Raw genomic sequence first — 20,179 nt, forward strand, 5'->3', positions numbered from 1 at the left:
ACCGTACTGGCTAAAACCTACGGCGGTGCTGCTCGTGCATTCGACCAGATCGATAACGCGCCGGAAGAAAAAGCTCGTGGTATCACCATCAACACTTCTCACGTTGAATATGACACCCCGACTCGCCACTACGCACACGTAGACTGCCCGGGCCACGCCGACTATGTTAAAAACATGATCACCGGTGCTGCGCAGATGGACGGCGCGATCCTGGTTGTTGCTGCGACTGACGGCCCGATGCCGCAGACTCGTGAGCACATCCTGCTGGGTCGTCAGGTAGGCGTTCCGTACATCATCGTGTTCCTGAACAAATGCGACATGGTTGATGACGAAGAGCTGCTGGAACTGGTAGAAATGGAAGTTCGTGAACTTCTGTCTCAGTACGATTTCCCGGGCGACGACACTCCGATCGTTCGTGGTTCTGCTCTGAAAGCGCTGGAAGGCGAAGCAGAGTGGGAAGCGAAAATCATCGAACTGGCTGGCTTCCTGGATTCTTACATCCCGGAACCAGAGCGTGCGATTGACAAGCCGTTCCTGCTGCCTATCGAAGACGTATTCTCCATCTCCGGTCGTGGTACCGTTGTTACCGGTCGTGTAGAGCGCGGTATCATCAAAGTTGGTGAAGAAGTTGAAATCGTTGGTATCAAAGAGACTGCTAAGTCTACCTGTACTGGCGTTGAAATGTTCCGCAAACTGCTGGACGAAGGCCGTGCTGGTGAGAACGTTGGTGTTCTGCTGCGTGGTATCAAACGTGAAGAAATCGAACGTGGTCAGGTACTGGCTAAGCCGGGCTCTATCAAGCCGCACACCAAGTTCGAATCTGAAGTGTACATTCTGTCCAAAGATGAAGGCGGCCGTCATACTCCGTTCTTCAAAGGCTACCGTCCGCAGTTCTACTTCCGTACTACTGACGTGACTGGTACCATCGAACTGCCGGAAGGCGTTGAGATGGTAATGCCGGGCGACAACATCAAAATGGTTGTTACCCTGATCCACCCAATCGCGATGGACGACGGTCTGCGTTTCGCAATCCGTGAAGGCGGCCGTACTGTTGGTGCGGGCGTTGTTGCTAAAGTAATGAGCTAATTATTGATTAATTAGCTTTGAGCTTAAAAAGGGCGCTTCGGCGCCCTTTTTGCTGTCCGCGATTTAGCAGTTGTCATATTTATTCGCATTTTTCATTCATTCTCCCGCTGCGTAAATAGCGTTGTGCTATTGTAATCATAACTATTCTCATTTACACTTTGCGCAGAAATTGAACGGGAGCGATCATGTACGTTTGTTTGTGTAATGCGATAAGTGATAAAAAAATACGTCAGGCTGTTCGCCAGTTTCATCCTCAGTCCTTTCAGCAATTGCGTAAATTTATTCCTGTTGGAAATCAATGTGGTAAGTGCATTCGTGCTGCCCGCGAAGTCATGCAGGATGAATTAACGCAAATGCCAGAATTTAAAGAGATCGCCTAAGTCACACTCTTTTTTTTTGACATCCCTGTAGCCCCATCTACGCTCTAAGAGTGGAAGCGGAGGGACTATAAAATGAAAGGTGATGTTAAAATCATAAATTATCTCAATAAACTATTGGGAAATGAGCTTGTCGCAATCAACCAGTATTTTCTCCATGCTCGTATGTTCAAAAACTGGGGACTGACTCGCCTCAATGATGTTGAGTACCATGAATCTATCGATGAGATGAAACACGCTGATAAATATATCGAGCGTATTTTATTCTTAGAAGGGCTCCCAAACTTACAGGATCTTGGTAAGTTGGGTATAGGCGAAGATGTTGAAGAGATGCTGCAATCCGATCTTCGACTCGAACTCGATGGAGCTAAAGATTTACGTGAAGCTATTGCCTATGCCGACAGCGTCCATGACTACGTTAGCCGGGATATGATGATCGAAATCCTTGCTGATGAAGAAGGTCACATTGACTGGCTGGAAACGGAACTGGATCTGCTCCAGAAGATGGGACTCCAGAACTATCTTCAGGCACAGATTCGCGAAGCGTAGACGCAAACTTTGCAGAGCGGCAGGCCTGCCGCTCCTTTCAGTACCCGATAACACCTGAGCTTTGCGCGCTGAAAATCAACCAGCCTGCCAGTCCAAGCCACGGACCGAACGCGATAAGCGGTATCGACGTCCTTCGGGTAAGGCGTAGGATCAGCCACCAGACAATGCCCAGCAATGATGCAGCGAGTAAAATGGGCGGTAGCGCTGGCCATCCACACCAGGCACCCATCGCCGCCAGTAGCTTAGCGTCACCCAGGCCGATGCCCTCTTTGCCCGCGAGTATTTTGCATCCCCACCAGACCAGCCATAGCGTCAGATAGCCAGCGACAGCGCCGTACAGCGCGTCGGGTAACATCTCTCTGTCGTAAACGCTGTGATACATCAGACCGAGCCAGAGCAGCGGCTGCGTCAGCACATCCGGCAGCAGGTACGTCCGGAGATCAATTTGCGCCAGTGCGAAAATAAACCAGAACAGCGTCATGATGGCAATCGCATCAGACATTGAAGGGACAAACGCGGCGATAAGCGCAAAAACACAAGAACACGCCAGTTCAGTCAGTGGGTAACGCCATGAAATTGGCTTAGCGCAGGCCTGGCAACGCCCCCGCTGCCACAGCCAACTGAATAGTGGAATAGTGTTACGCACCGATAGCCTGTGCTGGCAGTGCGGACAGTGCGACGGAGGCCAGGCGATATTCCATGTTTCGCTGTGCCGATGCTCAATCATGATCGGCAGTCGATAAACCACTACATTCATAAAGCTGCCGACTATCAGCCCGACAAATGCCATTGCTGCAATGTTAATGAGTTCCGTCATTTCCCCACCGGATAGAGTTCAAGGGCTTCCACCGCAATCTCCCCGGCGACTGGGCGGGCGCTAAACGTGAGTTGCGAAACCTGTATTCCCTCATTTTGTAGGGTATTAAGCCACGCAAATAATGGTTCGGTTTTGACAACGGGAAGCGAGATCGCAAAATGATCGGGAGTGGATGTCACAACGCTGATATTCAGACCTGCCTGCTGCGCGCTATGTTGTATCAGTGCCGGATCGGTCTTTGTGCCCGGTCTACTGGCAACTAATCCGCGACGCTGAATCGCCTCATTTACCCACAGGATCTCACTCCTGAGACGATCATTTTCCTGCCTCTGCTGTGCAATAGCGTTATCCAGGGGCTGAACCACGCCGTACCAGAATCCCGCCAGCAGACAGAAAACGGCGAGGAATATCAGACTGCGTTGCTCTCTGCCGTTTTTTTCGCTCCACCAGCTATTCATATTCATTTGCGCTCCTTCAGGGTCAGCCGGACGCTATCTGTCGTCCCTTCTGGCGGTTGAGTCAGGATAAATTCGTCGTTTGTCTGCACCATAAAGCGGCGAAGATGTTCCGGATCGCGAACGTTGAGCGTCAGGGTAAAAAGGCGTTGTTCGAGCCGGTAGTTGACCTCGCGGATGGTAAGCCCCGGCAATGTGCTTAATCGGGTCTGAAGCTGAGTCAGTAACGTCAGCACATCCGGATAGCGATCCCTCGCGGACGATTCGAAGAAATATTTAAAATTGCTGTTGCGGTTATCACCTGGGAAATAGCGGTTCCACAGGGTGGCACCTTCCGCTGAGAGTGCCTGTTTCTGTTGATGAAGCTGCCAGAGCATCACCCCTTTCAGCCCTGAGAAGAGCGCTATTGCCAGGGCAAATGTTGCTATGGCGGCATATTTCAGCAGACGCGGGGTCGGTTGTGTCGGAGGCAAAGGGCGGAAGCTGCCGTGTAATACGTTAATGTCCTGAATATTATCGCTATTGCAGGCGCACGCCAGCGGTGGCTGCCAGTCAAGGTATTCGACATAAGCGTGAGGCACAGGAAGCGGGCTGGCGCTGATGATTTTCTGCTCTGTATGGCTGGCGAGTAAATGCATGAGCAGTGCCTCACTCAGCACGCCTGTTTTCCACGCGTCGTAACGGATTAACCATCGCTCATCTTGTTGTAGCAGACTCCAGCTATCCGTGACATACGGCAGCCAGAAACCATCCGGAACGATATACGTCAACGTCACGCCAGCTGTGCGGAAAGTCGTCAATAGATCGTTCAGCGTGGTCCTGGCGATCCCGGCGAGATGGAGCGTGTTTTCTTCTCTGGTGAGAACCGTCCAGTGCAGGCTATCTGTATCACCGACAACGGCGTCCTCCACCAGCCAGCCCAGCGTGTGTTCACTGATTTTGTAGTTTTCCGTCGGTAATTCGACGCGACGAAAGCAGAAATAATCAGGTGACAGGAACAGGCAGGCGTTACCGGCATCCGGCAGGTCGGCCAGCGCGTTCGGCTGGAGGTAAGCCGCCTGTTCAACAATAACCGGAGGCTGTGCCTCGTTGGGGCAGCACCATTCCAGTTTTCCCGGCAGCGGACGTAGCAGTAATGTGTCTGGCGTCATTTAGTTCCCTTTAATGGTCGCGCGCCACGCTTTTGCGGGCTGTAATAAACAGAGCCTTTCTTTTGGGATCGTATTCCAGCTGGCTGATGGTGCTCCCGGCGCTATCGCCCTGTTCGATAGTCGTTTCAAGGCGGAAGTAACGACTGGTCGCCACCGCAATGCTTTTGAATGTGGACTGCGACAGCTTATGAGCTGGATTATCCTTATCGAATGTCTTTAACAGCGTCTCAATGCTGATTTTTCGTCCTTTGCGCGGGGTATCAAAAAAGCGCTCAATCTCGCGTGGCGGGACAGCATTATTGATCATCGCCGCAAGCAACGGTGCATCCCGGCGCGTCAGGGTGTTGATGTTGATTTTTAGCTCATCATCAGGCAGCGCGCAGAGTAGCGGGGAGATTTGCTGGTAAAGAGAAAGCGTCATCCCTTTGATTTGTTTGAGCTCACTGATTGACCAGATACGTCGTCCGCCAATGGTGTGGGGGTCGTTACTTGTCTGGTAATACTCATTTTCGGCACCGGAGGCGCGTGGAATATCGTCGTTATCGATGTAGTCGGCGATAGCATCAACCAGCGCCTCTGCCTGGGCATTGGTGACGCCAATGTTTTCCAGCAGTGCCAGAAAGACGCTCACGCTGGCGGGCGGCTCTTTCATTCGATCGGTCGGGGCGTTAATCAGCGCATTAATGTTGTAACAGGCCTGCTCGTCAGATAGCTGCCAGCTAACAGCGTCGCCGCTGGCGAGCTGAATACGCTGCGGCTGCGCCCAGAGCTGCTCGTGAGTGAGGTATTTCTCATTATCCCGCAGGTCCTGTTCAAGAATACGCATGGCCTGGCTTTCAGCCAGCTCTGCCAGCCAGTTTTGCTGTAGCCGCATCCGGGTGTAGCTGGTGCGTTTGAGGTTGATCTGGTAGCGCACGGTCATTTCGCTGGCCAGCGCCGCCATAATTGCCAGGATCATCAGCACTACCAGCAGCGCCACGCCCTTTTGCCGGGTCATTGCTGTTCTCCTGGCTGGCGGTTCTCTGGCAAGAGCGTCAGACGAGTTATCGTGCCGGAATCAGCAAGTTTAAGAGTGACTTCCATCGCGCCAGGAGATGGGGTTGTCGTCGTGTCCGTCCATGCTTTCTCTTTACTGCTGTAATAACGCAACGTGAAGGCGTTCACACCATTGAGCATCGGCTGAGTGATGGCTGCGGTTGCATCTTCCGGGTAGCGCCAGAGCGTGCGGTATAAAGTATGATCCTGCAGATACCACTGAACTCGCTGGATATCGGGCGCGCAGCAGGCGCCAGGATAACTGTTACTGCTGGCTGTCGTCAGCATCAGCGTCTCTTTTTCACCCTGCAATTCGGTTACCGGTACCCGCTGTCGGATATCTTTATCCAGCAAATTGACGGTACGCACGATAGCGGAAAAACGCTGCTGATGCTTTTTGGTCTGTTCGTTACTGTCAATTGTCGTCGTCAGCATCTGCGCCGTCAGCAGGCTGAGCATGGCGAACAGGGCAATAGCCAGTAAAACTTCCAGCAGGGTAAAGCCGCGCTGTTTCTCAGGGCCGGGAGACATTTTGCGGTCCTCCTTGCGGCGAGGGGATAAAGCGCTGCAGGCGGATCTTCTGCTTGTCCTCAAGGGCGACGTCAACTGTCCAGGTGCTGAGGCCAGAAGCATCGGCGGGTGAGACTGTTAACAACCAGTCCCAGCGGCGTTTACCCATAATGCTGCTGCCTGTCGCTGTTTTAGCGGGGCTCTGCCCGGCCAGTTGATAGGTTTTGAGCACATTATCCGCTACCCAACCGGCAAGCACCTGTTCTTCCATTTTTGCGGTGGCGCTAACCTGACCGTGCAGGCTGTTGAGTAGCGCGAGAGAGCAGGTGGCGAAAATGAATATCGCCAGTAGCACTTCCAGAAGCGTCATTCCTGATTGCCTTTGGCTCATCGGCTTTCGCCTCGGGTGAGCACCAGCGGCAGCCCGCCGGTACTGGCGAGCGTGAACAGCAGCGTATTATTTTTACGGCTGCGGATGTGTAGCGTAAACGGCGTAATTTCACCGTCCGGGTGAATCAGAATTTGCGGCGTGCCGACGGATTGCCTGGCGAGCGACGCCGGGAACAGAGCCACCTGCCAGTCACTTTCCCACTTGCCCTCGGTCGCCAGGCGATAGAACTGGGTTGGCGTCTGCCAGCGATCGCCAATCGGTGTGACGATGCGCCAGCCTTGTTCGCGGATCTCAATACCGGTACTGCGGTCCTCCATGGTTGACCAGTCAGCGGCATATTCAGTCAGCGCCGCCAGCTGTTCGGCTGCAGTAATAGCTTTCGCGGTATCATTTTGTCGCCCGTAGGTCATCATCACCAGCGAGGCGCCAAGCGCGATAATCGTCAGCACCAGAATGACCTCCAGTAGCGTGAATCCCTTCTGCCTCATTCCGATTATTTCGCTTTGCCCAGTTCCCAGTTAGTAATGTCGTCAGCGGTGCCGGGTTCACCGTCCTGACCTGCGGAGAGAATATCGTAATCGCCGTGTTCACCAGGGCTAACCAACAGATACTCATTACCCCAGGGATCCTGTGGCAGACGCTTGATATAGCCCTTCGCGTTGTAATTTTCCGGGATTGGGCTGGCGGTCGGTTTTTCGACCAGCGCCTTTAGCCCCTGCGCCGTCAGCGGATAGCGATAGTTATCCAGTTTGTACATATCCAGCGCATTCTCCAGCGCCACGATGTCGCTGACGGCTTTCTGGTGATCGGCTTTGTCTTTATTGCCCATTAAACTGGGAACGACCAGGCTTGCGAGGATGCCCAAAATAACCAGCACCACCATCATCTCCAGCAGCGTAAATCCTCGCTGCTTATGTGCATTACTATTCACGTTTTGTCCTTAACTTACCAATGAGTTGAGTTGCAAAATGGGTTGCAGAACCGAGACGATGATGAACAGCACAATCATCGCCATCGTAATAATTAGCGCGGGTTCAAACAGCGCCAGCGTCAGCGCAATTCGGTTTTGTAGCAGTGTTTCCTGCTGGTCGGCGGCGCGCGCCATCAGCTCGCTGAGTTGGCCGCTTTTTTCCCCGGAGGCAATCATGTAGAGCATCATCGGCGGGAAGATATCGCATTTTTCCAGAGCGAGATGAAAGCCTGAGCCCTGGCGCACGCGCTCCGCGGCCTGACCCAGCCGCTGACTGATTTCTCGGTTACCGATGCCTTCGGTTGCCAGCGTCATCCCTTCCAGCAGCGGAACGCCGCTGATATTAAGAATGCTCAGGGTGCGCAAATAACGGGCGCAGTGGATAGCGCGCAGCAGGGCGCGACTGGGTTTGAAATCAAGAAGCCAGCGGTCAAACAGATGGCGTTTGCCGGGGCGGGTGAGCCAGTGGCGAAACAGGAAAAAGGCAATCAGCAGCAATGCGATTACCCACAGTCCGTAGTGGCGCATGGCATCGCTGATTGCCAGCAACACGCGCGTGGACATCGGCAGCGCTTCTTTCATATGCAGAAACTGCTCCACAATTTTGGGCACTACGGTAGTGAGCAGGATAGCGACGACGGCGATCGCCACGCTGGTCAGCAGGGAAGGGTACACCATTGACTGGATGAGTTTACTGCGTGTTGCCTGGCGTAACTCATTGTAGTCAGCCAGCTTTTCCAGCACACAGCCGAGCTGTCCGCTTTTTTCACCGGCTTTCACCAGCGTGCGGTAAACGGTATCGAAGATTCGCGGCCAGGCGGCCAGCGATTCGGAAAGCGTATGTCCGGCGAGGATCCGTTCGCGCAGGTCGTGTAGCACCAGCCCCAGTTTATTATTTTTGTTCTGCCGGCCAATAACGAACAGCGCCTCTTCAAGCGGTAGTGAAGCGTTGGCCAGTGTGGCGAGCTGGCGGGTGAACAGCGCCAGTTCACTGCCGCTAAGCCGTAAACGAGGCGTTTTTTTTATCGTCCGGAACAGCGAAATGACCTTTTTCTCATTTAACACCAGCGGGTGCAGACCCTGGGCGCGCAGCGCCTCGCGCGCCTCTTTGCTGCTGGCGGCATCCAGCGTTCCATGGTGAGTCGTGCCGCTGTCATCCATTGCCTGCCACTGATATTTCATCGTGTATCCTCTTGGGCAGAGGTGACGCGCATGACTTCCTCAAGCGTGGTTTCGCCTGCCAGCACGCGCAGCAGGCCGTTCTCCCGCAGGCTCCGGCTTTGCTGGCGCAGGCACTGCTCCAGGGCGTGTTCATCGGCGTCGCGATGGATGATGCTGCGCATAGTTTTATCCACCAGCATAATTTCATGAATCGCCAGTCGCCCCTGGTAGCCAGTTCCCCGACATTCGCCGCATCCGCAAGCCTGCCAGATTGTCTGAGCGGTGGGATCGAGCGCGTGCAGGGGGGATTTCTGAGAGTCAGGAATGGGGGCATGCGCGCGGCAGGCCGGACAGAGGCGACGCACCAGGCGTTGGGCGATAACGCCGCTTAGCGATGATGAGAGCAGGAAAGGTTCAACGCCCATGTCCCGTAATCGGGTGATCGCACCGCAGGCGCTGTTAGTGTGCAGGGTGGAAAGCACCAGATGTCCGGTGAGCGATGCCTGAACCGCTATCTGCGCGGTTTCGGCGTCACGAATTTCGCCGACCATGACGATGTCCGGATCCTGGCGCAGGATGGCGCGCAGTCCCCTGGCGAAAGACATATCCACCCGGCTGTTTACCTGGGTTTGTCCGACGCCTTCCAGCTCGTACTCGATGGGATCTTCGACGGTCAGGATATTACGCTGGGGGGAATTCAGCTCGGCGAGAATCGCATACAGCGTGGTGCTTTTTCCCGACCCCGTCGGGCCGGTGACAAGAATGATGCCGTGCGGCTGCTGTACTAAACCCTTCAGCCGCAGGCTATCCACCGCCGATAGCCCCATATTCTCCAGCGTCAGGCGCAGACTGTTTTTATCCAGCAGACGCAGCACGGCTCTTTCGCCATACTGCGAGGGTAACGTCGAAACGCGGACATCAATATTTTTGCGTCCGAGGCGCAGGGAAATACGCCCATCCTGCGGCAGTCGTTTTTCGGCAATATCCAGTCGTGCCATTACTTTGATACGCGAAATCAGCAGCGGCGCCAGTTTTTTAGCGGGCTGAAGGACTGGCTTAAGGACGCCGTCGATACGAAAACGCACCACCAGAGATTTTTCGAAGGTTTCGATATGCACATCCGACGCGCCTTCCCTCACGGCTTCATGAAGGACCGCGTTGATCAGTCGGATAACCGGTGCGTCGTTTTCATCACTGAGCAGATCGGCGTTGTCGGGTAACTCCTCGCTCAGCGCCGTCAGGTCGATCTCCTGATCGATATCCTGGGCAATCTGCCGGGACTCTCCGGCGCCGTGCTGGAAAAGTTGCTCCAGGTGGTCGTCAAATTGCGCTGGCGTCAGGCGGCTGAAGCGCTGACAGGCAACGCTGGCCTCAAGCACGTTTTCCAGCGGCGTGTCGGTGCGGTAGAACAATTCATCCACCGCGACCGCGATACCAAATTTTTGCCCCTGTGCGTAATTAAGCGGCAGAGGATGCTGGGGAGGAATGCGCGTCCATAAGTCAGTCATGTTGGATCATTCCCGGAAGGGATTGCGCGATGGCTGGTCGTTGGGCGCGTCGGTCGGCACATCGAAATTCAGCTCTTTAAGCATCGGGCGTTCTTCGTCCTTCACGCCGACCAATCCACTGGATTGCTTATCAATACGCTGCTGCTGTAAATCACGAAATCGGGTGTACTTATCCTTTGAGAGCGAACGATAAACCTCGTCGTCGCGAATAATGGTCGGCCTGATAAAGACCATTAAATTACGCTTCGCATTTTCCGTTGAGGTGTAGCGGAATAGCTGTCCGAGAACAGGGATATCGCCCAGCAGCGGTACTTTGGAAACCTGCTCTTTGCTTGAATCATCCAGCAGGCCACCCAGCACCACGGTTTCGCCACTTTTGACCAGCACGGCATTCTGGATAGTACGGGTGTTGAACGTCGGACCGAGATCGCTGGCGTTACCGGAGGCGGTATCGACGCTCGACACCTCCTGCTCGATCTCCATCAGCACCGCGTCGCCTTCGTTGATTTGCGGTGTGACCTTCAGTTTGGTGCCGACGGTTTTACGTTCGACCGTATTAAAGACGTTGTCGCCGGAGGTCGTTTGCGAGCCGGAAAGCACCGGCACATCCTGGCCGACATTAAACGATGCTTCTTTGTTATCCAGCGTCACAATGCTGGGGGTGGCGAGGATATCGTTTTTGTTGTCGGAGGAGATCGCGGTGAGCAGGACGCTCCAGTCCCCCTCAAAGAAGCCCGTCGCCAGGCCGTTAAAAACTGCTTAACGCGCTGGCAATAGGGTTGTCACTGGTCATCGAACCGTTTTTATCAAACTGGCGCGCGCCTCTTGAGGCGTCGAAAATCGGCAGCCCCGTTTTAGTAAACTGCTGACCGCCGACGTTGCTGTTGGCCCATTGCACGCCAAGATTCAGGCCGTTGCCATCCTGGACTTCCACAATGATGGCTTCAACCAGTACCTGTGCGCGGCGAATATCCAGACGAGCGATGACTTTTTCCAGCTCCTGCATGGTGCTCTGGTCTGCGGTAATGACCACCGAGTTGGTTTGTTCATCGGCGTTAATCGAGACATCCCGGGAAGGGGTAGCCACGCTCTGCGAAGACGACTGCTTGTCTTCCGTCAGTTTGGTTGACACGCCGGTCAGCACTTCAACGATTTTAGTGGCTTTGGCGTATTTCAAATAGAACACGCGAGTATTGCCCTGCGTGGTCTGTTCGATATCCAGTTTAGCGATTAAAGATTTCATCCGCTGGCGCACATTGTCCGGCCCGCTGATAAGAAGGGCGTTGGTGCGCTTGTCGGCGACAATTTTAGGCAGCAGGATCTGCGTTGGGTTTTCCTTTGACTCTTCGCGAATCAGGCTGTTAATTACGTCAGATAAATCAACTGCCGAGGCGTAGCGCAGTTTGATAAGCTCACGTTCCTGAGTACCGATAACATCGACCCGTTTCACAACCTCAAGGATGCGATTGACTATATTGGCTTTACCGGTGATCAACAGCGCATTAGAAGGATCATAGTGTACGACGTTGCCAATGCCGCCGCTGTCCATCATCTGGCGTAATAGCGGAGCCAGATCGCGTACCGGGACATTTTTCAGCGCCACGACGCGGGTGATAAATTCATCGCCAACCGCCGGTTGCGACTGTGCCAATACTTTTCCCGGCGCGGTCTTAAGCGTTGCGGAGCGAACAACCTTCAGCAGGCCGTTATCCAGGGTGATAACCGAGTAGCCGTAGATATCGAGAACGCTGAGAAAAAACTGGTAGTATTCCTCCTCGTTGAAACTGTCAAAGCTGCGAACGGAGATTTTTCCCTGGACGGACAGATCGATTAGAATGGTTTTGCCCATTTGCTTACTGACCGAGGTAATAAACTCCCGGAGATCCGCATCCTGGAAGTTTGCCGAATATTGCGCTGACATGGTTTGAAATGGAAAGGAGCAAAACTGTAGCGCCAGTATCCATGCAGCCGTTTTTTTAATTCCTTTGCGCAATTTTGTCGTCCTTAAGGTTAATCATTCTCAGTAACGGATACATTCACCAGCGCTTCCTGACCGTTTCGTATTACGGTGAACTGGGCAGAGTTTAAGGTTACAAATTCCTGTAGTGCCGCTTTTGCTGACGCTTCCTGAGTTAGCGGATGGTTGTTCATTTTGATCGCAATATCGCCAGGCCTGAGTCCGGTTGCTATAAAACGTTCAACCGGACCACGGGCGTTTAATCTGACGCCCTGTAGCGCTTCCTGCTGATAGATAAAGTTAGTAATAATGATGTCACTGAGGGAATGTGGCGCGCTGTCATGTGGCAGCGATGGTGCCGGTGCCCTGGAGGATATATCAGGCTCATCAATAAAAACGATGCGTTGCCGGGCTCCATTGTTATCAATCGTCACGCTATTATTATCAATATCCGTAATTTTTACGTCAGGGAGATCGTCAAGCTTATCTCCGGTACTGTAAAATTTTGCTTTCTCATTAATGGTGATAATAGCCTGTGAACGTGTTTTTAGCGTGCTCGCAATAATGCCATTTAGCTGGAGATCGAGCATCGAATTTTTAATTGAGACATCTTCTTTATTATCAGTCGCGTTTTCCCTACTGTTTTTCGGTAAATTCATTGGCAGCCTGAGGACAACGGACGTTATTGATTGACTGGTTTTGTTTTTCGTATTGATAGAATCAATAAATAATCTATAGGCATATGACGAATGAATAATAACAATGACACCGACAAAAAACATAACGCAGTACAGCACATCGTTACGCTTTCTCTTAAATATAAAGGTAAATTGCTTCGCGATAACATCCATTGTTAATAGCACGCCTGTTCTTTTCGGGAGAAGTATGATATAGGCTTACTTTCAGGTTTTCAATTTAATCGTCGGAACATGTCGTTTAATTCAAATATAAAAAATTGATAATATTTACCTGGCATATAATAAGTTAAATACCCGCATCAATTACTGGAACTTATCGATGACTGAACGCGAATTACCGTATGCAATTTACTCTTTTTCGCAACATACCCTTATCAAGAATATCTTTATTCATGAGCTGGGCGCTGGCGATGTGGGCGTATTATGCGGCAAACCGGGGTGTGGTAAATCGACGCTTATTTATCAGTTAGGTAAGGATTTTCCCGGCAGGGTAGTGGTGTTTACCGCCACCGGTTTATCTGGTTTCTGTCAATTGACACACACGGCGTGTACGCACGGAAAACTCCAGCCAGACTGGCGAGATGTGAGAATTAGCCGTTTCTGGTCAACGCTGATGCCTGCCCTTAGTCCGGCAGCGCAACCAATAATAATTGTCATTGATAATGCTGACGCACTCGCCAGACATCTTCCGGCATTTGTCGATAATTTCCGTCATCTGGCGGCTTCATTTGACGCTGGCGCCAGCTTGCTACTGGTGGGGGGCGAAGCGCTCAGGCGTAACCGACGACTTAAACGGCGTATTACGCTGTCGGCGATCATCGCTGCGCCGACGGACGATGAATATCTTGATTTTATGCACCAACAGCAACTGCGTGAGGCGGATGGCGAGCCTGTGCGCATGCGTCATGAATTTGTGCGCAAAGCGGTTCGGGCAGTGCAGGGAAACCTGGCGTTGCTGAGGCGCATCGCCCGGGCGGCGAGAAAAATGGCAACGGACAGGCAAGCGGATGTGTTAACCGCTCAACAGGAAAAATTGTTGCTGGAAACATTTACTCTCCGCTCTTGCGTATTGCGCAAGGGAATATTGCCCGGACTTTACGCTGCGCTGGCTTTGACGTTCGGTTGGCTGGCGGTCGATGTTTTTCCCCTTCAACTTCCTGTGCCTGCCGGGTTAACGGTGGCGATGACGCAAAAAAAGGAAAACCTGCCGGATATTAGCGATGCACGGGGAGGATTACGCGACGCCATGCAGCAATTATTCAGCGTCTGGGGATTCGACACAGCGCATGACGAGGCATGGTGTGACCAGGCCGATCGCGCTGAGTTGGTGTGCGAAAGCGGCAAGGAACGTTTAGATAACCTCATCAGGCGCGGGTTGCCGTGGATCGCGCATTTGAATATCGATAAACAACCGGTCTACGGTGTTGTGATGCGTGTATCAGGAAACGAGCTGGATCTTATCATTGATAATAAAACCTGGATCGTCAGTCAGGAGTGGCTGGCGAAGCACTGGCAGGGAAATTATACCCTGATGCTCAATTTAACGCCTGACAGGAAAATGCAGATCGGTGAAAAGAGTCCGGCGGAAACCATCATCTGGTTTGATACGATGCTGAGCCGCGCACTGGGCGTTCCCGGCGATAAATCAGGCTCATGGACGCCATGGTTAATCGAAAAGGTCAAAGCATTCCAGCAGCGGGAGAATTTGCCTGTGGATGGTAAGCCGGGAAAAGAGACGCTGATAAGGCTACGTCAGAGTCTTGGAGACGCGCCGGTATTAATCAATGAGGCGGCACCTGTGCTCACACATGTGTCATCTAAGGAGCGTATGTGATGATGCACATCTATCAACCCATTGATGCGAAAACAGTGTTGAGTTGCCGCTGGCGGCAGGCGCTGCATTCCTGTTGCTGGCTGTTGTGGGTCAGCCTGATGCTAATGTGCGGCTACTACGGACATTATGTCTGGTTGGTGCGCCATCCGACAACCACCACGCAGGGAGTGCCCGATTCTCAGGCGTATCGACTCTCGGATGTGCATTACATTTTTAAGCGGAAACCTCTGCCGATACGCATCGATTTACCCACCCAGAACGAAGAGGGTGACAGTATGCTGGAAGAGATACCCTATGATGAAGCGTCCGGGCAGGAAGTGCCGGATGGCGAAGTATTGCGCTCACGTGTGCAACAAGCGCTGAGAGAAATCGATGGCAAATAGCCATAATCACTTGCATCCGTACCGGCTATACGTATAATACGCCAGCCTGTCAAATCTGACGGGTAGTTCGATATGAACTGTGGCGGTTTACCGTCAACAACGCTCCCAATCAGGGGGCTACGTAAGAACGGTTACACTCTCCCATCAATCGTAATGGGTTTGAGGAGTAACTATTTCGTCTATAAAATAATTGGAGCTCTGGTCTCATGCAGAACCAAAGAATCCGTATCCGTTTGAAAGCGTTTGATCATCGTCTGATCGATCAATCAACCGCGGAAATCGTCGAGACTGCCAAGCGCACTGGTGCGCAGGTTCGTGGTCCGATCCCGCTGCCGACCCGCAAAGAGCGTTTCACCGTTCTGATCTCCCCGCACGTCAACAAAGACGCGCGTGATCAGTACGAGATCCGTACTCACAAGCGTCTGGTTGACATCGTTGAGCCAACTGAAAAAACCGTTGATGCTCTGATGCGTCTGGACCTGGCTGCCGGTGTAGACGTGCAGATCAGCCTGGGTTAATCAGGTCATCGAGCGATTGAGAGGTTGATACAATGATTGGTTTAGTCGGTAAAAAAGTGGGTATGACCCGCATCTTCACTGAAGATGGCGTATCTATCCCAGTAACCGTTATCGAAGTTGAAGCAAACCGCGTTACTCAGGTTAAAGATCTGGCTAACGATGGCTATCGCGCTGTTCAGGTTACCACCGGTGCTAAAAAAGCTAACCGCGTAACTAAGCCGGAAGCTGGTCACTTTGCTAAAGCTGGCGTAGAAGCTGGCCGCGGCCTGTGGGAGTTCCGTCTGGCAGATGGTGAAGAATACACCGTTGGTCAGAACATTAGCGTTGAACTGTTTGCTGACGTTAAAAAAGTTGACGTAACCGGTACCTCTAAAGGTAAAGGTTTCGCTGGTACCGTTAAGCGCTGGAACTTCCGTACCCAGGACGCTACTCACGGTAACTCCTTGTCCCACCGCGTTCCGGGTTCTATCGGTCAGAACCAGACTCCGGGCAAAGTGTTCAAAGGCAAGAAAATGGCAGGTCAGCTGGGCAACGAACGTGTAACCGTTCAGAGCCTGGACGTAGTACGTGTTGACGCTGAGCGCAACCTGCTGCTGGTTAAAGGTGGTGTTCCGGGTGCGACCGGTTGCGACCTGATCGTTAAACCAGCTGTGAAGGCGTAAGGGGATAGCAATGGAATTAGTATTGAAAGACGCGCAGAGCGCGCTGACTGTTTCCGAAACTACCTTCGGTCGTGATTTCAACGAAGCGCTGGTTCACCAGGTTGTTGTTGCTTATGCAGCTGGTGCTCGTCAGGGTACTCGTGCTCAGAAGACTCGTGCTGAAGTAACTGGTTCAGGCAAAAAGCCGTGGCGCCAGAAAGGTACCGGCCGTGCGCGTTCAGGTTCTATCAAGAGCCCGATCTGGCGTTCAGGTGGCGTGACCTTCGCTGCTCGTCCACAGGACCACAGTCAAAAAGTTAACAAAAAGATGTACCGCGGCGCGCTGAAAAGCATTCTGTCCGAACTGGTACGTCAGGATCGTCTGATCGTTGTCGAATCATTCTCTGTAGAAGCGCCTAAAACTAAGCTGCTGGCACAGAAACTGAAAGACATGGCTCTGGAAGATGTGCTGATCATCACCGGTGAGCTGGACGAAAACCTGTTCCTGGCTGCGCGCAACCTGCATAAGGTTGACGTACGCGATGCAACTGGTATCGACCCGGTTAGCCTGATCGCCTTCGACAAAGTCGTAATGACTGCTGATGCTGTTAAGCAAGTTGAGGAGATGCTGGCATGATTCGTGAAGAACGTCTGCTGAAAGTGCTGCGCGCACCGCACGTTTCTGAAAAAGCGTCTACTGCGATGGAAAAAACTAACACCATCGTTCTCAAAGTTGCTAAAGACGCGACCAAAGCAGAAATCAAAGCTGCTGTGCAGAAACTGTTTGAAGTCGAAGTCGAAGTCGTTAACACCCTGGTAGTTAAAGGGAAAGTTAAACGTCACGGACAGCGTATCGGTCGTCGTAGCGACTGGAAAAAAGCTTACGTCACCCTGAAGGAAGGCCAGAATCTGGACTTCGTCGGCGGCGCTGAGTAAGTCGGAGGAGTAATACAATGGCAGTTGTTAAATGTAAACCGACATCTCCGGGTCGTCGCCACGTTGTTAAAGTGGTCAACCCAGAGCTGCACAAGGGCAAACCTTTTGCTCCGCTGGTTGAAAAAAACAGCAAATCCGGTGGTCGTAACAACAATGGCCGCATCACCACTCGTCACATCGGTGGTGGTCACAAGCAGGCTTATCGTATTGTTGACTTCAAACGTAACAAAGACGGTATCCCGGCAGTTGTTGAACGTCTTGAGTACGATCCGAACCGCTCCGCGAACATCGCGCTGGTTCTGTACAAAGACGGTGAACGCCGTTACATCCTGGCCCCTAAAGGCCTGAAAGCTGGCGACCAGGTTCAATCTGGCGTTGATGCTGCAATCAAAGCAGGTAACACCCTGCCGATGCGCAATATCCCGGTTGGTTCTACCGTTCATAACGTAGAAATGAAACCAGGTAAAGGCGGTCAGCTGGCACGTTCCGCTGGTACTTACGTTCAGATCGTTGCTCGTGATGGTGCTTATGTCACCCTGCGTCTGCGTTCTGGTGAAATGCGTAAAGTCGAAGCAGACTGCCGTGCAACTCTGGGCGAAGTTGGCAATGCTGAGCATATGCTGCGCGTTCTGGGTAAAGCAGGTGCTGCACGCTGGCGTGGTGTTCGTCCTACCGTTCGCGGTACTGCGATGAACCCAGTCGACCACCCACATGGTGGTGGTGAAGGTCGTAACTTTGGTAAGCACCCGGTAACTCCGTGGGGCGTTCAGACCAAAGGTAAGAAGACCCGCAGCAACAAGCGTACTGATAAATTCATCGTACGTCGCCGTAGCAAATAATTTTAGAGGATAAGCCATGCCACGTTCTCTCAAGAAAGGTCCTTTTATTGACCTGCACTTGCTGAAGAAGGTAGAGAAAGCGGTGGAAAGCGGAGACAAGAAGCCCCTGCGCACTTGGTCCCGTCGTTCAACGATCTTTCCTAACATGATCGGTTTGACCATCGCTGTCCATAATGGTCGTCAGCACGTTCCGGTATTTGTTTCCGACGAAATGGTCGGTCACAAACTGGGTGAATTCGCACCGACTCGTACTTATCGCGGCCATGCTGCTGATAAAAAAGCGAAGAAGAAATAAGGTAGGAGGAAGAGATGGAAACTTTAGCTCAACATCGCCATGCTCGTTCTTCTGCTCAGAAGGTTCGCCTTGTTGCAGACCTGATTCGCGGTAAGAAAGTGTCGCAGGCTCTGGATATTCTGACCTACACCAATAAGAAAGCGGCTGTACTGGTCAAGAAAGTCCTGGAATCTGCCATTGCTAACGCTGAACACAACGATGGCGCTGACATTGACGATCTGAAAGTTACGAAAATTTTCGTAGACGAAGGCCCGAGCATGAAGCGCATTATGCCGCGTGCAAAAGGTCGTGCAGATCGCATCCTGAAGCGCACCAGCCACATTACTGTGGTTGTGTCCGATCGCTGAGACTCTGGAGACTAGCAATGGGTCAGAAAGTACATCCTAATGGTATTCGCCTGGGTATTGTAAAACCATGGAACTCAACCTGGTTTGCGAACACCAAAGAATTCGCTGACAACCTGGACAGCGATTTTAAAGTACGTCAGTACCTGACTAAGGAACTGGCTAAAGCGTCTGTATCTCGTATCGTTATCGAGCGTCCGGCTAAGAGCATCCGTGTGACCATTCACACCGCTCGCCCGGGTATCGTTATCGGTAAGAAAGGTGAAGACGTAGAAAAACTGCGCAAAGTCGTAGCGGATATTGCTGGCGTTCCTGCTCAGATCAATATCGCCGAAGTGCGTAAACCTGAACTGGATGCAAAATTGGTTGCTGACAGCATCACTTCTCAGCTGGAACGTCGTGTTATGTTCCGTCGTGCTATGAAGCGTGCTGTACAGAACGCAATGCGTCTGGGCGCTAAAGGTATTAAAGTTGAAGTTAGCGGCCGTCTGGGCGGCGCGGAAATCGCACGTACCGAATGGTACCGCGAAGGTCGCGTACCTCTGCACACTCTGCGTGCTGACATCGACTACAACACCTCTGAAGCGCACACCACTTACGGTGTAATCGGCGTTAAAGTGTGGATCTTCAAAGGCGAGATCCTGGGTGGTATGGCTGCTGTTGAACAACCGGAAAAACCGGCTGCGCAACCTAAAAAGCAGCAGCGTAAAGGCCGTAAATAAGGAGCGTCGCTGATGTTACAACCAAAGCGTACAAAATTCCGTAAAATGCACAAAGGCCGTAACCGCGGTCTGGCGCAGGGTACGGATGTTAGCTTCGGCAGCTTCGGTCTGAAAGCTGTTGGCCGTGGTCGTCTGACTGCCCGTCAGATCGAAGCAGCACGTCGTGCTATGACCCGTGCAGTTAAGCGTCAAGGTAAGATCTGGATCCGTGTATTCCCGGACAAACCGATCACTGAAAAGCCGCTGGCAGTGCGTATGGGTAAAGGTAAAGGTAACGTGGAGTATTGGGTTGCCTTGATTCAGCCGGGTAAAGTCCTGTATGAAATGGACGGCGTACCGGAAGAGCTGGCCCGTGAAGCATTCAAGCTGGCAGCAGCGAAACTGCCGATTAAAACCACCTTTGTAACTAAGACGGTGATGTAATGAAAGCAAAAGAGCTGCGTGAGAAGAGTGTTGAAGAGCTGAACACCGAGCTGCTGAATCTGCTGCGTGAGCAGTTCAACCTGCGTATGCAGGCTGCAAGTGGCCAGCTGCAACAGTCTCACCTGTTGAAGCAAGTGCGTCGTGATGTCGCACGCGTTAAGACTTTACTGACTGAGAAGGCGGGTGCGTAATGACCGATAAAATCCGTACTCTGCAAGGTCGCGTTGTTAGCGATAAAATGGAGAAATCCATCGTTGTTGCTATCGAACGTTTTGTGAAACACCCGATCTACGGTAAATTCATTAAGCGTACGACCAAACTGCACGTACATGACGAGAACAACGAATGCGGTACTGGTGACGTGGTTGAAATCCGCGAATGCCGTCCGCTGTCCAAGACTAAGTCCTGGACGCTGGTTCGCGTTGTAGAGAAAGCCGTTCTGTAATACAGTAGGCATTCTCAACGAATAAACGGCTCAGCGATGAGCCGTTTATTTTTTCTACCCATATCGTTGAAGCGGTGTTATAATGCCGCGCCCCCGATATGGGGCTTTTTTAACGACCTGATTTTCGGGTCTCA

27 protein-coding genes and 1 pseudogene are annotated in these 20,179 nt (G+C 52.4%); 16 read left to right on the plus strand and 12 right to left on the minus strand.

All coding sequences use genetic code 11. The features are described from left to right. From tuf to bfr, 3 genes are all read left to right on the plus strand, one after another. Nucleotides 1–1,086, plus strand: a 1,086-nt coding sequence (tuf, locus tag OGV38_RS01455) for an elongation factor Tu (protein WP_131348470.1), incomplete at its 5' end; no start/stop codon positions are given. 185 nt (nucleotides 1,087–1,271) lie between these two features. Further along, on the plus strand, nucleotides 1,272–1,466 hold the full coding sequence (bfd, locus tag OGV38_RS01460) for a bacterioferritin-associated ferredoxin (RefSeq protein WP_003031111.1): 195 nt from the start codon (nucleotides 1,272–1,274) through the stop codon (nucleotides 1,464–1,466). 72 nt (nucleotides 1,467–1,538) lie between these two features. Beyond that, a complete protein-coding gene (bfr, locus tag OGV38_RS01465; protein WP_016154761.1) occupies nucleotides 1,539–2,012 on the plus strand; it encodes a bacterioferritin in 474 nt (157 codons plus the stop codon). A 37-nt stretch (nucleotides 2,013–2,049) separates the two neighbouring features. Here bfr and OGV38_RS01470 read toward each other — a convergent pair whose 3' ends face one another. From OGV38_RS01470 to gspC, 12 genes and pseudogenes are all read right to left on the minus strand, one after another. Beyond that, complete coding sequence (locus OGV38_RS01470) at nucleotides 2,050–2,829, minus strand: prepilin peptidase (RefSeq protein ID WP_016157619.1); 780 nt, start codon at nucleotides 2,827–2,829, stop codon at nucleotides 2,050–2,052. After that, nucleotides 2,826–3,293: a type II secretion system protein M gene (locus OGV38_RS01475; RefSeq protein WP_046274617.1), complete on the minus strand. Its 468-nt coding sequence runs from the start codon at nucleotides 3,291–3,293 to the stop codon at nucleotides 2,826–2,828. The genes OGV38_RS01470 and OGV38_RS01475 overlap by 4 nt, the downstream gene beginning before the upstream one ends. Continuing rightward, nucleotides 3,290–4,435, minus strand: coding sequence for a type II secretion system protein GspL (gene gspL / locus OGV38_RS01480; RefSeq protein ID WP_131380217.1), 1,146 nt, complete (start codon nucleotides 4,433–4,435; stop codon nucleotides 3,290–3,292). Before gspL ends, OGV38_RS01475 begins: the two co-directional genes overlap by 4 nt. Before the next feature lie 10 nt (nucleotides 4,436–4,445). After that, nucleotides 4,446–5,432, minus strand: coding sequence for a type II secretion system minor pseudopilin GspK (gene gspK, locus OGV38_RS01485; protein ID WP_153647288.1), 987 nt, complete (start codon nucleotides 5,430–5,432; stop codon nucleotides 4,446–4,448). After that, the gene (locus OGV38_RS01490) at nucleotides 5,429–6,001 is read right to left on the minus strand and encodes a type II secretion system protein GspJ (RefSeq protein ID WP_153647289.1); all 573 of its coding nucleotides are present in this window, start codon (nucleotides 5,999–6,001) and stop codon (nucleotides 5,429–5,431) included. Before OGV38_RS01490 ends, gspK begins: the two co-directional genes overlap by 4 nt. After that, on the minus strand, nucleotides 5,985–6,371 hold the full coding sequence (gspI, locus tag OGV38_RS01495) for a type II secretion system minor pseudopilin GspI (RefSeq protein WP_029139735.1): 387 nt from the start codon (nucleotides 6,369–6,371) through the stop codon (nucleotides 5,985–5,987). The genes OGV38_RS01490 and gspI overlap by 17 nt, the downstream gene beginning before the upstream one ends. Continuing rightward, complete coding sequence (gene gspH / locus OGV38_RS01500) at nucleotides 6,368–6,859, minus strand: type II secretion system minor pseudopilin GspH (RefSeq protein ID WP_080860783.1); 492 nt, start codon at nucleotides 6,857–6,859, stop codon at nucleotides 6,368–6,370. Before gspH ends, gspI begins: the two co-directional genes overlap by 4 nt. Before the next feature lie 5 nt (nucleotides 6,860–6,864). Beyond that, a complete protein-coding gene (gspG, locus tag OGV38_RS01505) occupies nucleotides 6,865–7,302 on the minus strand; it encodes a type II secretion system major pseudopilin GspG (RefSeq protein ID WP_072161022.1) in 438 nt (145 codons plus the stop codon). A 9-nt stretch (nucleotides 7,303–7,311) separates the two neighbouring features. Further along, nucleotides 7,312–8,523 (minus strand): type II secretion system inner membrane protein GspF, encoded by a 1,212-nt coding sequence (gene gspF, locus OGV38_RS01510; protein WP_016157612.1) that lies wholly within the window; start codon nucleotides 8,521–8,523, stop codon nucleotides 7,312–7,314. Continuing rightward, the gene (gspE, locus tag OGV38_RS01515) at nucleotides 8,520–10,010 is read right to left on the minus strand and encodes a type II secretion system ATPase GspE (RefSeq protein ID WP_016157611.1); all 1,491 of its coding nucleotides are present in this window, start codon (nucleotides 10,008–10,010) and stop codon (nucleotides 8,520–8,522) included. The genes gspF and gspE overlap by 4 nt, the downstream gene beginning before the upstream one ends. A gap of 6 nt (nucleotides 10,011–10,016) precedes the next feature. Beyond that, nucleotides 10,017–12,003: pseudogene (gspD, locus tag OGV38_RS01520) on the minus strand (type II secretion system secretin GspD). A gap of 17 nt (nucleotides 12,004–12,020) precedes the next feature. Beyond that, nucleotides 12,021–12,818, minus strand: a complete 798-nt coding sequence (gene gspC / locus OGV38_RS01525; RefSeq protein ID WP_016157609.1) for a type II secretion system protein GspC — start codon at nucleotides 12,816–12,818, stop codon at nucleotides 12,021–12,023. Nucleotides 12,819–12,984: 166 nt separating this feature from the next. Here gspC and OGV38_RS01530 point away from each other — a divergent pair, with 166 nt between their 5' ends. The 13 genes from OGV38_RS01530 (at nucleotide 12,985) to rpsQ (ending at nucleotide 20,045) form a co-directional block, all read left to right on the plus strand. Further along, entirely contained in the window at nucleotides 12,985–14,499 is a 1,515-nt protein-coding gene (locus OGV38_RS01530) for a peptidoglycan-binding protein (protein ID WP_016157608.1), read from the plus strand. After that, nucleotides 14,499–14,882 (plus strand): type II secretion system protein GspB, cryptic system variant, encoded by a 384-nt coding sequence (locus OGV38_RS01535; RefSeq protein WP_016157607.1) that lies wholly within the window; start codon nucleotides 14,499–14,501, stop codon nucleotides 14,880–14,882. Before OGV38_RS01530 ends, OGV38_RS01535 begins: the two co-directional genes overlap by 1 nt. A gap of 206 nt (nucleotides 14,883–15,088) precedes the next feature. After that, nucleotides 15,089–15,400 carry a 30S ribosomal protein S10 gene (gene rpsJ, locus OGV38_RS01540; RefSeq protein ID WP_001181005.1) on the plus strand — a complete coding sequence of 104 codons (312 nt, stop codon included), beginning with the start codon at nucleotides 15,089–15,091 and terminating at the stop codon, nucleotides 15,398–15,400. Between the two features lie 32 nt (nucleotides 15,401–15,432). Then, nucleotides 15,433–16,062 carry a 50S ribosomal protein L3 gene (gene rplC, locus OGV38_RS01545; protein WP_003031117.1) on the plus strand — a complete coding sequence of 210 codons (630 nt, stop codon included), beginning with the start codon at nucleotides 15,433–15,435 and terminating at the stop codon, nucleotides 16,060–16,062. A 10-nt stretch (nucleotides 16,063–16,072) separates the two neighbouring features. Continuing rightward, nucleotides 16,073–16,678: a 50S ribosomal protein L4 gene (rplD, locus tag OGV38_RS01550; RefSeq protein WP_003031119.1), complete on the plus strand. Its 606-nt coding sequence runs from the start codon at nucleotides 16,073–16,075 to the stop codon at nucleotides 16,676–16,678. Further along, complete coding sequence (gene rplW / locus OGV38_RS01555) at nucleotides 16,675–16,977, plus strand: 50S ribosomal protein L23 (RefSeq protein ID WP_000617546.1); 303 nt, start codon at nucleotides 16,675–16,677, stop codon at nucleotides 16,975–16,977. The genes rplD and rplW overlap by 4 nt, the downstream gene beginning before the upstream one ends. A 17-nt stretch (nucleotides 16,978–16,994) precedes the next feature. Further along, nucleotides 16,995–17,816, plus strand: coding sequence for a 50S ribosomal protein L2 (gene rplB / locus OGV38_RS01560; RefSeq protein WP_016154746.1), 822 nt, complete (start codon nucleotides 16,995–16,997; stop codon nucleotides 17,814–17,816). A gap of 16 nt (nucleotides 17,817–17,832) precedes the next feature. After that, nucleotides 17,833–18,111, plus strand: a complete 279-nt coding sequence (rpsS, locus tag OGV38_RS01565) for a 30S ribosomal protein S19 (RefSeq protein WP_001138115.1) — start codon at nucleotides 17,833–17,835, stop codon at nucleotides 18,109–18,111. A gap of 14 nt (nucleotides 18,112–18,125) precedes the next feature. Continuing rightward, nucleotides 18,126–18,458, plus strand: coding sequence for a 50S ribosomal protein L22 (rplV, locus tag OGV38_RS01570; RefSeq protein ID WP_000448832.1), 333 nt, complete (start codon nucleotides 18,126–18,128; stop codon nucleotides 18,456–18,458). Nucleotides 18,459–18,475: 17 nt separating this feature from the next. Beyond that, nucleotides 18,476–19,177, plus strand: coding sequence for a 30S ribosomal protein S3 (gene rpsC, locus OGV38_RS01575; protein ID WP_000529945.1), 702 nt, complete (start codon nucleotides 18,476–18,478; stop codon nucleotides 19,175–19,177). Nucleotides 19,178–19,189: 12 nt separating this feature from the next. Continuing rightward, entirely contained in the window at nucleotides 19,190–19,600 is a 411-nt protein-coding gene (rplP, locus tag OGV38_RS01580) for a 50S ribosomal protein L16 (RefSeq protein ID WP_000941212.1), read from the plus strand. Then, nucleotides 19,600–19,791 carry a 50S ribosomal protein L29 gene (rpmC, locus tag OGV38_RS01585; RefSeq protein WP_000644742.1) on the plus strand — a complete coding sequence of 64 codons (192 nt, stop codon included), beginning with the start codon at nucleotides 19,600–19,602 and terminating at the stop codon, nucleotides 19,789–19,791. The genes rplP and rpmC overlap by 1 nt, the downstream gene beginning before the upstream one ends. Next, nucleotides 19,791–20,045: a 30S ribosomal protein S17 gene (gene rpsQ, locus OGV38_RS01590; RefSeq protein ID WP_003031120.1), complete on the plus strand. Its 255-nt coding sequence runs from the start codon at nucleotides 19,791–19,793 to the stop codon at nucleotides 20,043–20,045. Before rpmC ends, rpsQ begins: the two co-directional genes overlap by 1 nt. The last annotated feature ends 134 nt before the right edge of the window (nucleotides 20,046–20,179 follow it).

This window comes from Citrobacter sp. Cb080, from assembly GCF_030334745.1.
Taxonomy (GTDB): Bacteria; Pseudomonadota; Gammaproteobacteria; order Enterobacterales; family Enterobacteriaceae; genus Citrobacter; species Citrobacter braakii.

Coding starts and splice junctions, on each gene's coding strand:
- rpsC (WP_000529945.1), top strand. CDS start 18,476: ATGGGTCAGAAAGTACATCCTAATGGTATTCGCCTGGGTATTGTAAAA.
- OGV38_RS01530 (WP_016157608.1), top strand. CDS start 12,985: ATGACTGAACGCGAATTACCGTATGCAATTTACTCTTTTTCGCAACAT.
- rplB (WP_016154746.1), top strand. CDS start 16,995: ATGGCAGTTGTTAAATGTAAACCGACATCTCCGGGTCGTCGCCACGTT.
- bfr (WP_016154761.1), top strand. CDS start 1,539: ATGAAAGGTGATGTTAAAATCATAAATTATCTCAATAAACTATTGGGA.
- rplW (WP_000617546.1), top strand. CDS start 16,675: ATGATTCGTGAAGAACGTCTGCTGAAAGTGCTGCGCGCACCGCACGTT.
- rpsS (WP_001138115.1), top strand. CDS start 17,833: ATGCCACGTTCTCTCAAGAAAGGTCCTTTTATTGACCTGCACTTGCTG.
- rpsQ (WP_003031120.1), top strand. CDS start 19,791: ATGACCGATAAAATCCGTACTCTGCAAGGTCGCGTTGTTAGCGATAAA.
- rplV (WP_000448832.1), top strand. CDS start 18,126: ATGGAAACTTTAGCTCAACATCGCCATGCTCGTTCTTCTGCTCAGAAG.
- rpsJ (WP_001181005.1), top strand. CDS start 15,089: ATGCAGAACCAAAGAATCCGTATCCGTTTGAAAGCGTTTGATCATCGT.
- rpmC (WP_000644742.1), top strand. CDS start 19,600: ATGAAAGCAAAAGAGCTGCGTGAGAAGAGTGTTGAAGAGCTGAACACC.
- bfd (WP_003031111.1), top strand. CDS start 1,272: ATGTACGTTTGTTTGTGTAATGCGATAAGTGATAAAAAAATACGTCAG.
- gspL (WP_131380217.1), bottom strand. CDS start 4,435: ATGACGCCAGACACATTACTGCTACGTCCGCTGCCGGGAAAACTGGAA.
- gspE (WP_016157611.1), bottom strand. CDS start 10,010: ATGACTGACTTATGGACGCGCATTCCTCCCCAGCATCCTCTGCCGCTT.
- rplD (WP_003031119.1), top strand. CDS start 16,073: ATGGAATTAGTATTGAAAGACGCGCAGAGCGCGCTGACTGTTTCCGAA.
- gspC (WP_016157609.1), bottom strand. CDS start 12,818: ATGGATGTTATCGCGAAGCAATTTACCTTTATATTTAAGAGAAAGCGT.
- gspK (WP_153647288.1), bottom strand. CDS start 5,432: ATGACCCGGCAAAAGGGCGTGGCGCTGCTGGTAGTGCTGATGATCCTG.
- gspH (WP_080860783.1), bottom strand. CDS start 6,859: ATGAGGCAGAAGGGATTCACGCTACTGGAGGTCATTCTGGTGCTGACG.
- gspI (WP_029139735.1), bottom strand. CDS start 6,371: ATGAGCCAAAGGCAATCAGGAATGACGCTTCTGGAAGTGCTACTGGCG.
- rplP (WP_000941212.1), top strand. CDS start 19,190: ATGTTACAACCAAAGCGTACAAAATTCCGTAAAATGCACAAAGGCCGT.
- OGV38_RS01535 (WP_016157607.1), top strand. CDS start 14,499: ATGATGCACATCTATCAACCCATTGATGCGAAAACAGTGTTGAGTTGC.
- OGV38_RS01490 (WP_153647289.1), bottom strand. CDS start 6,001: ATGTCTCCCGGCCCTGAGAAACAGCGCGGCTTTACCCTGCTGGAAGTT.
- OGV38_RS01470 (WP_016157619.1), bottom strand. CDS start 2,829: ATGACGGAACTCATTAACATTGCAGCAATGGCATTTGTCGGGCTGATA.
- rplC (WP_003031117.1), top strand. CDS start 15,433: ATGATTGGTTTAGTCGGTAAAAAAGTGGGTATGACCCGCATCTTCACT.
- OGV38_RS01475 (WP_046274617.1), bottom strand. CDS start 3,293: ATGAATATGAATAGCTGGTGGAGCGAAAAAAACGGCAGAGAGCAACGC.
- gspF (WP_016157612.1), bottom strand. CDS start 8,523: ATGAAATATCAGTGGCAGGCAATGGATGACAGCGGCACGACTCACCAT.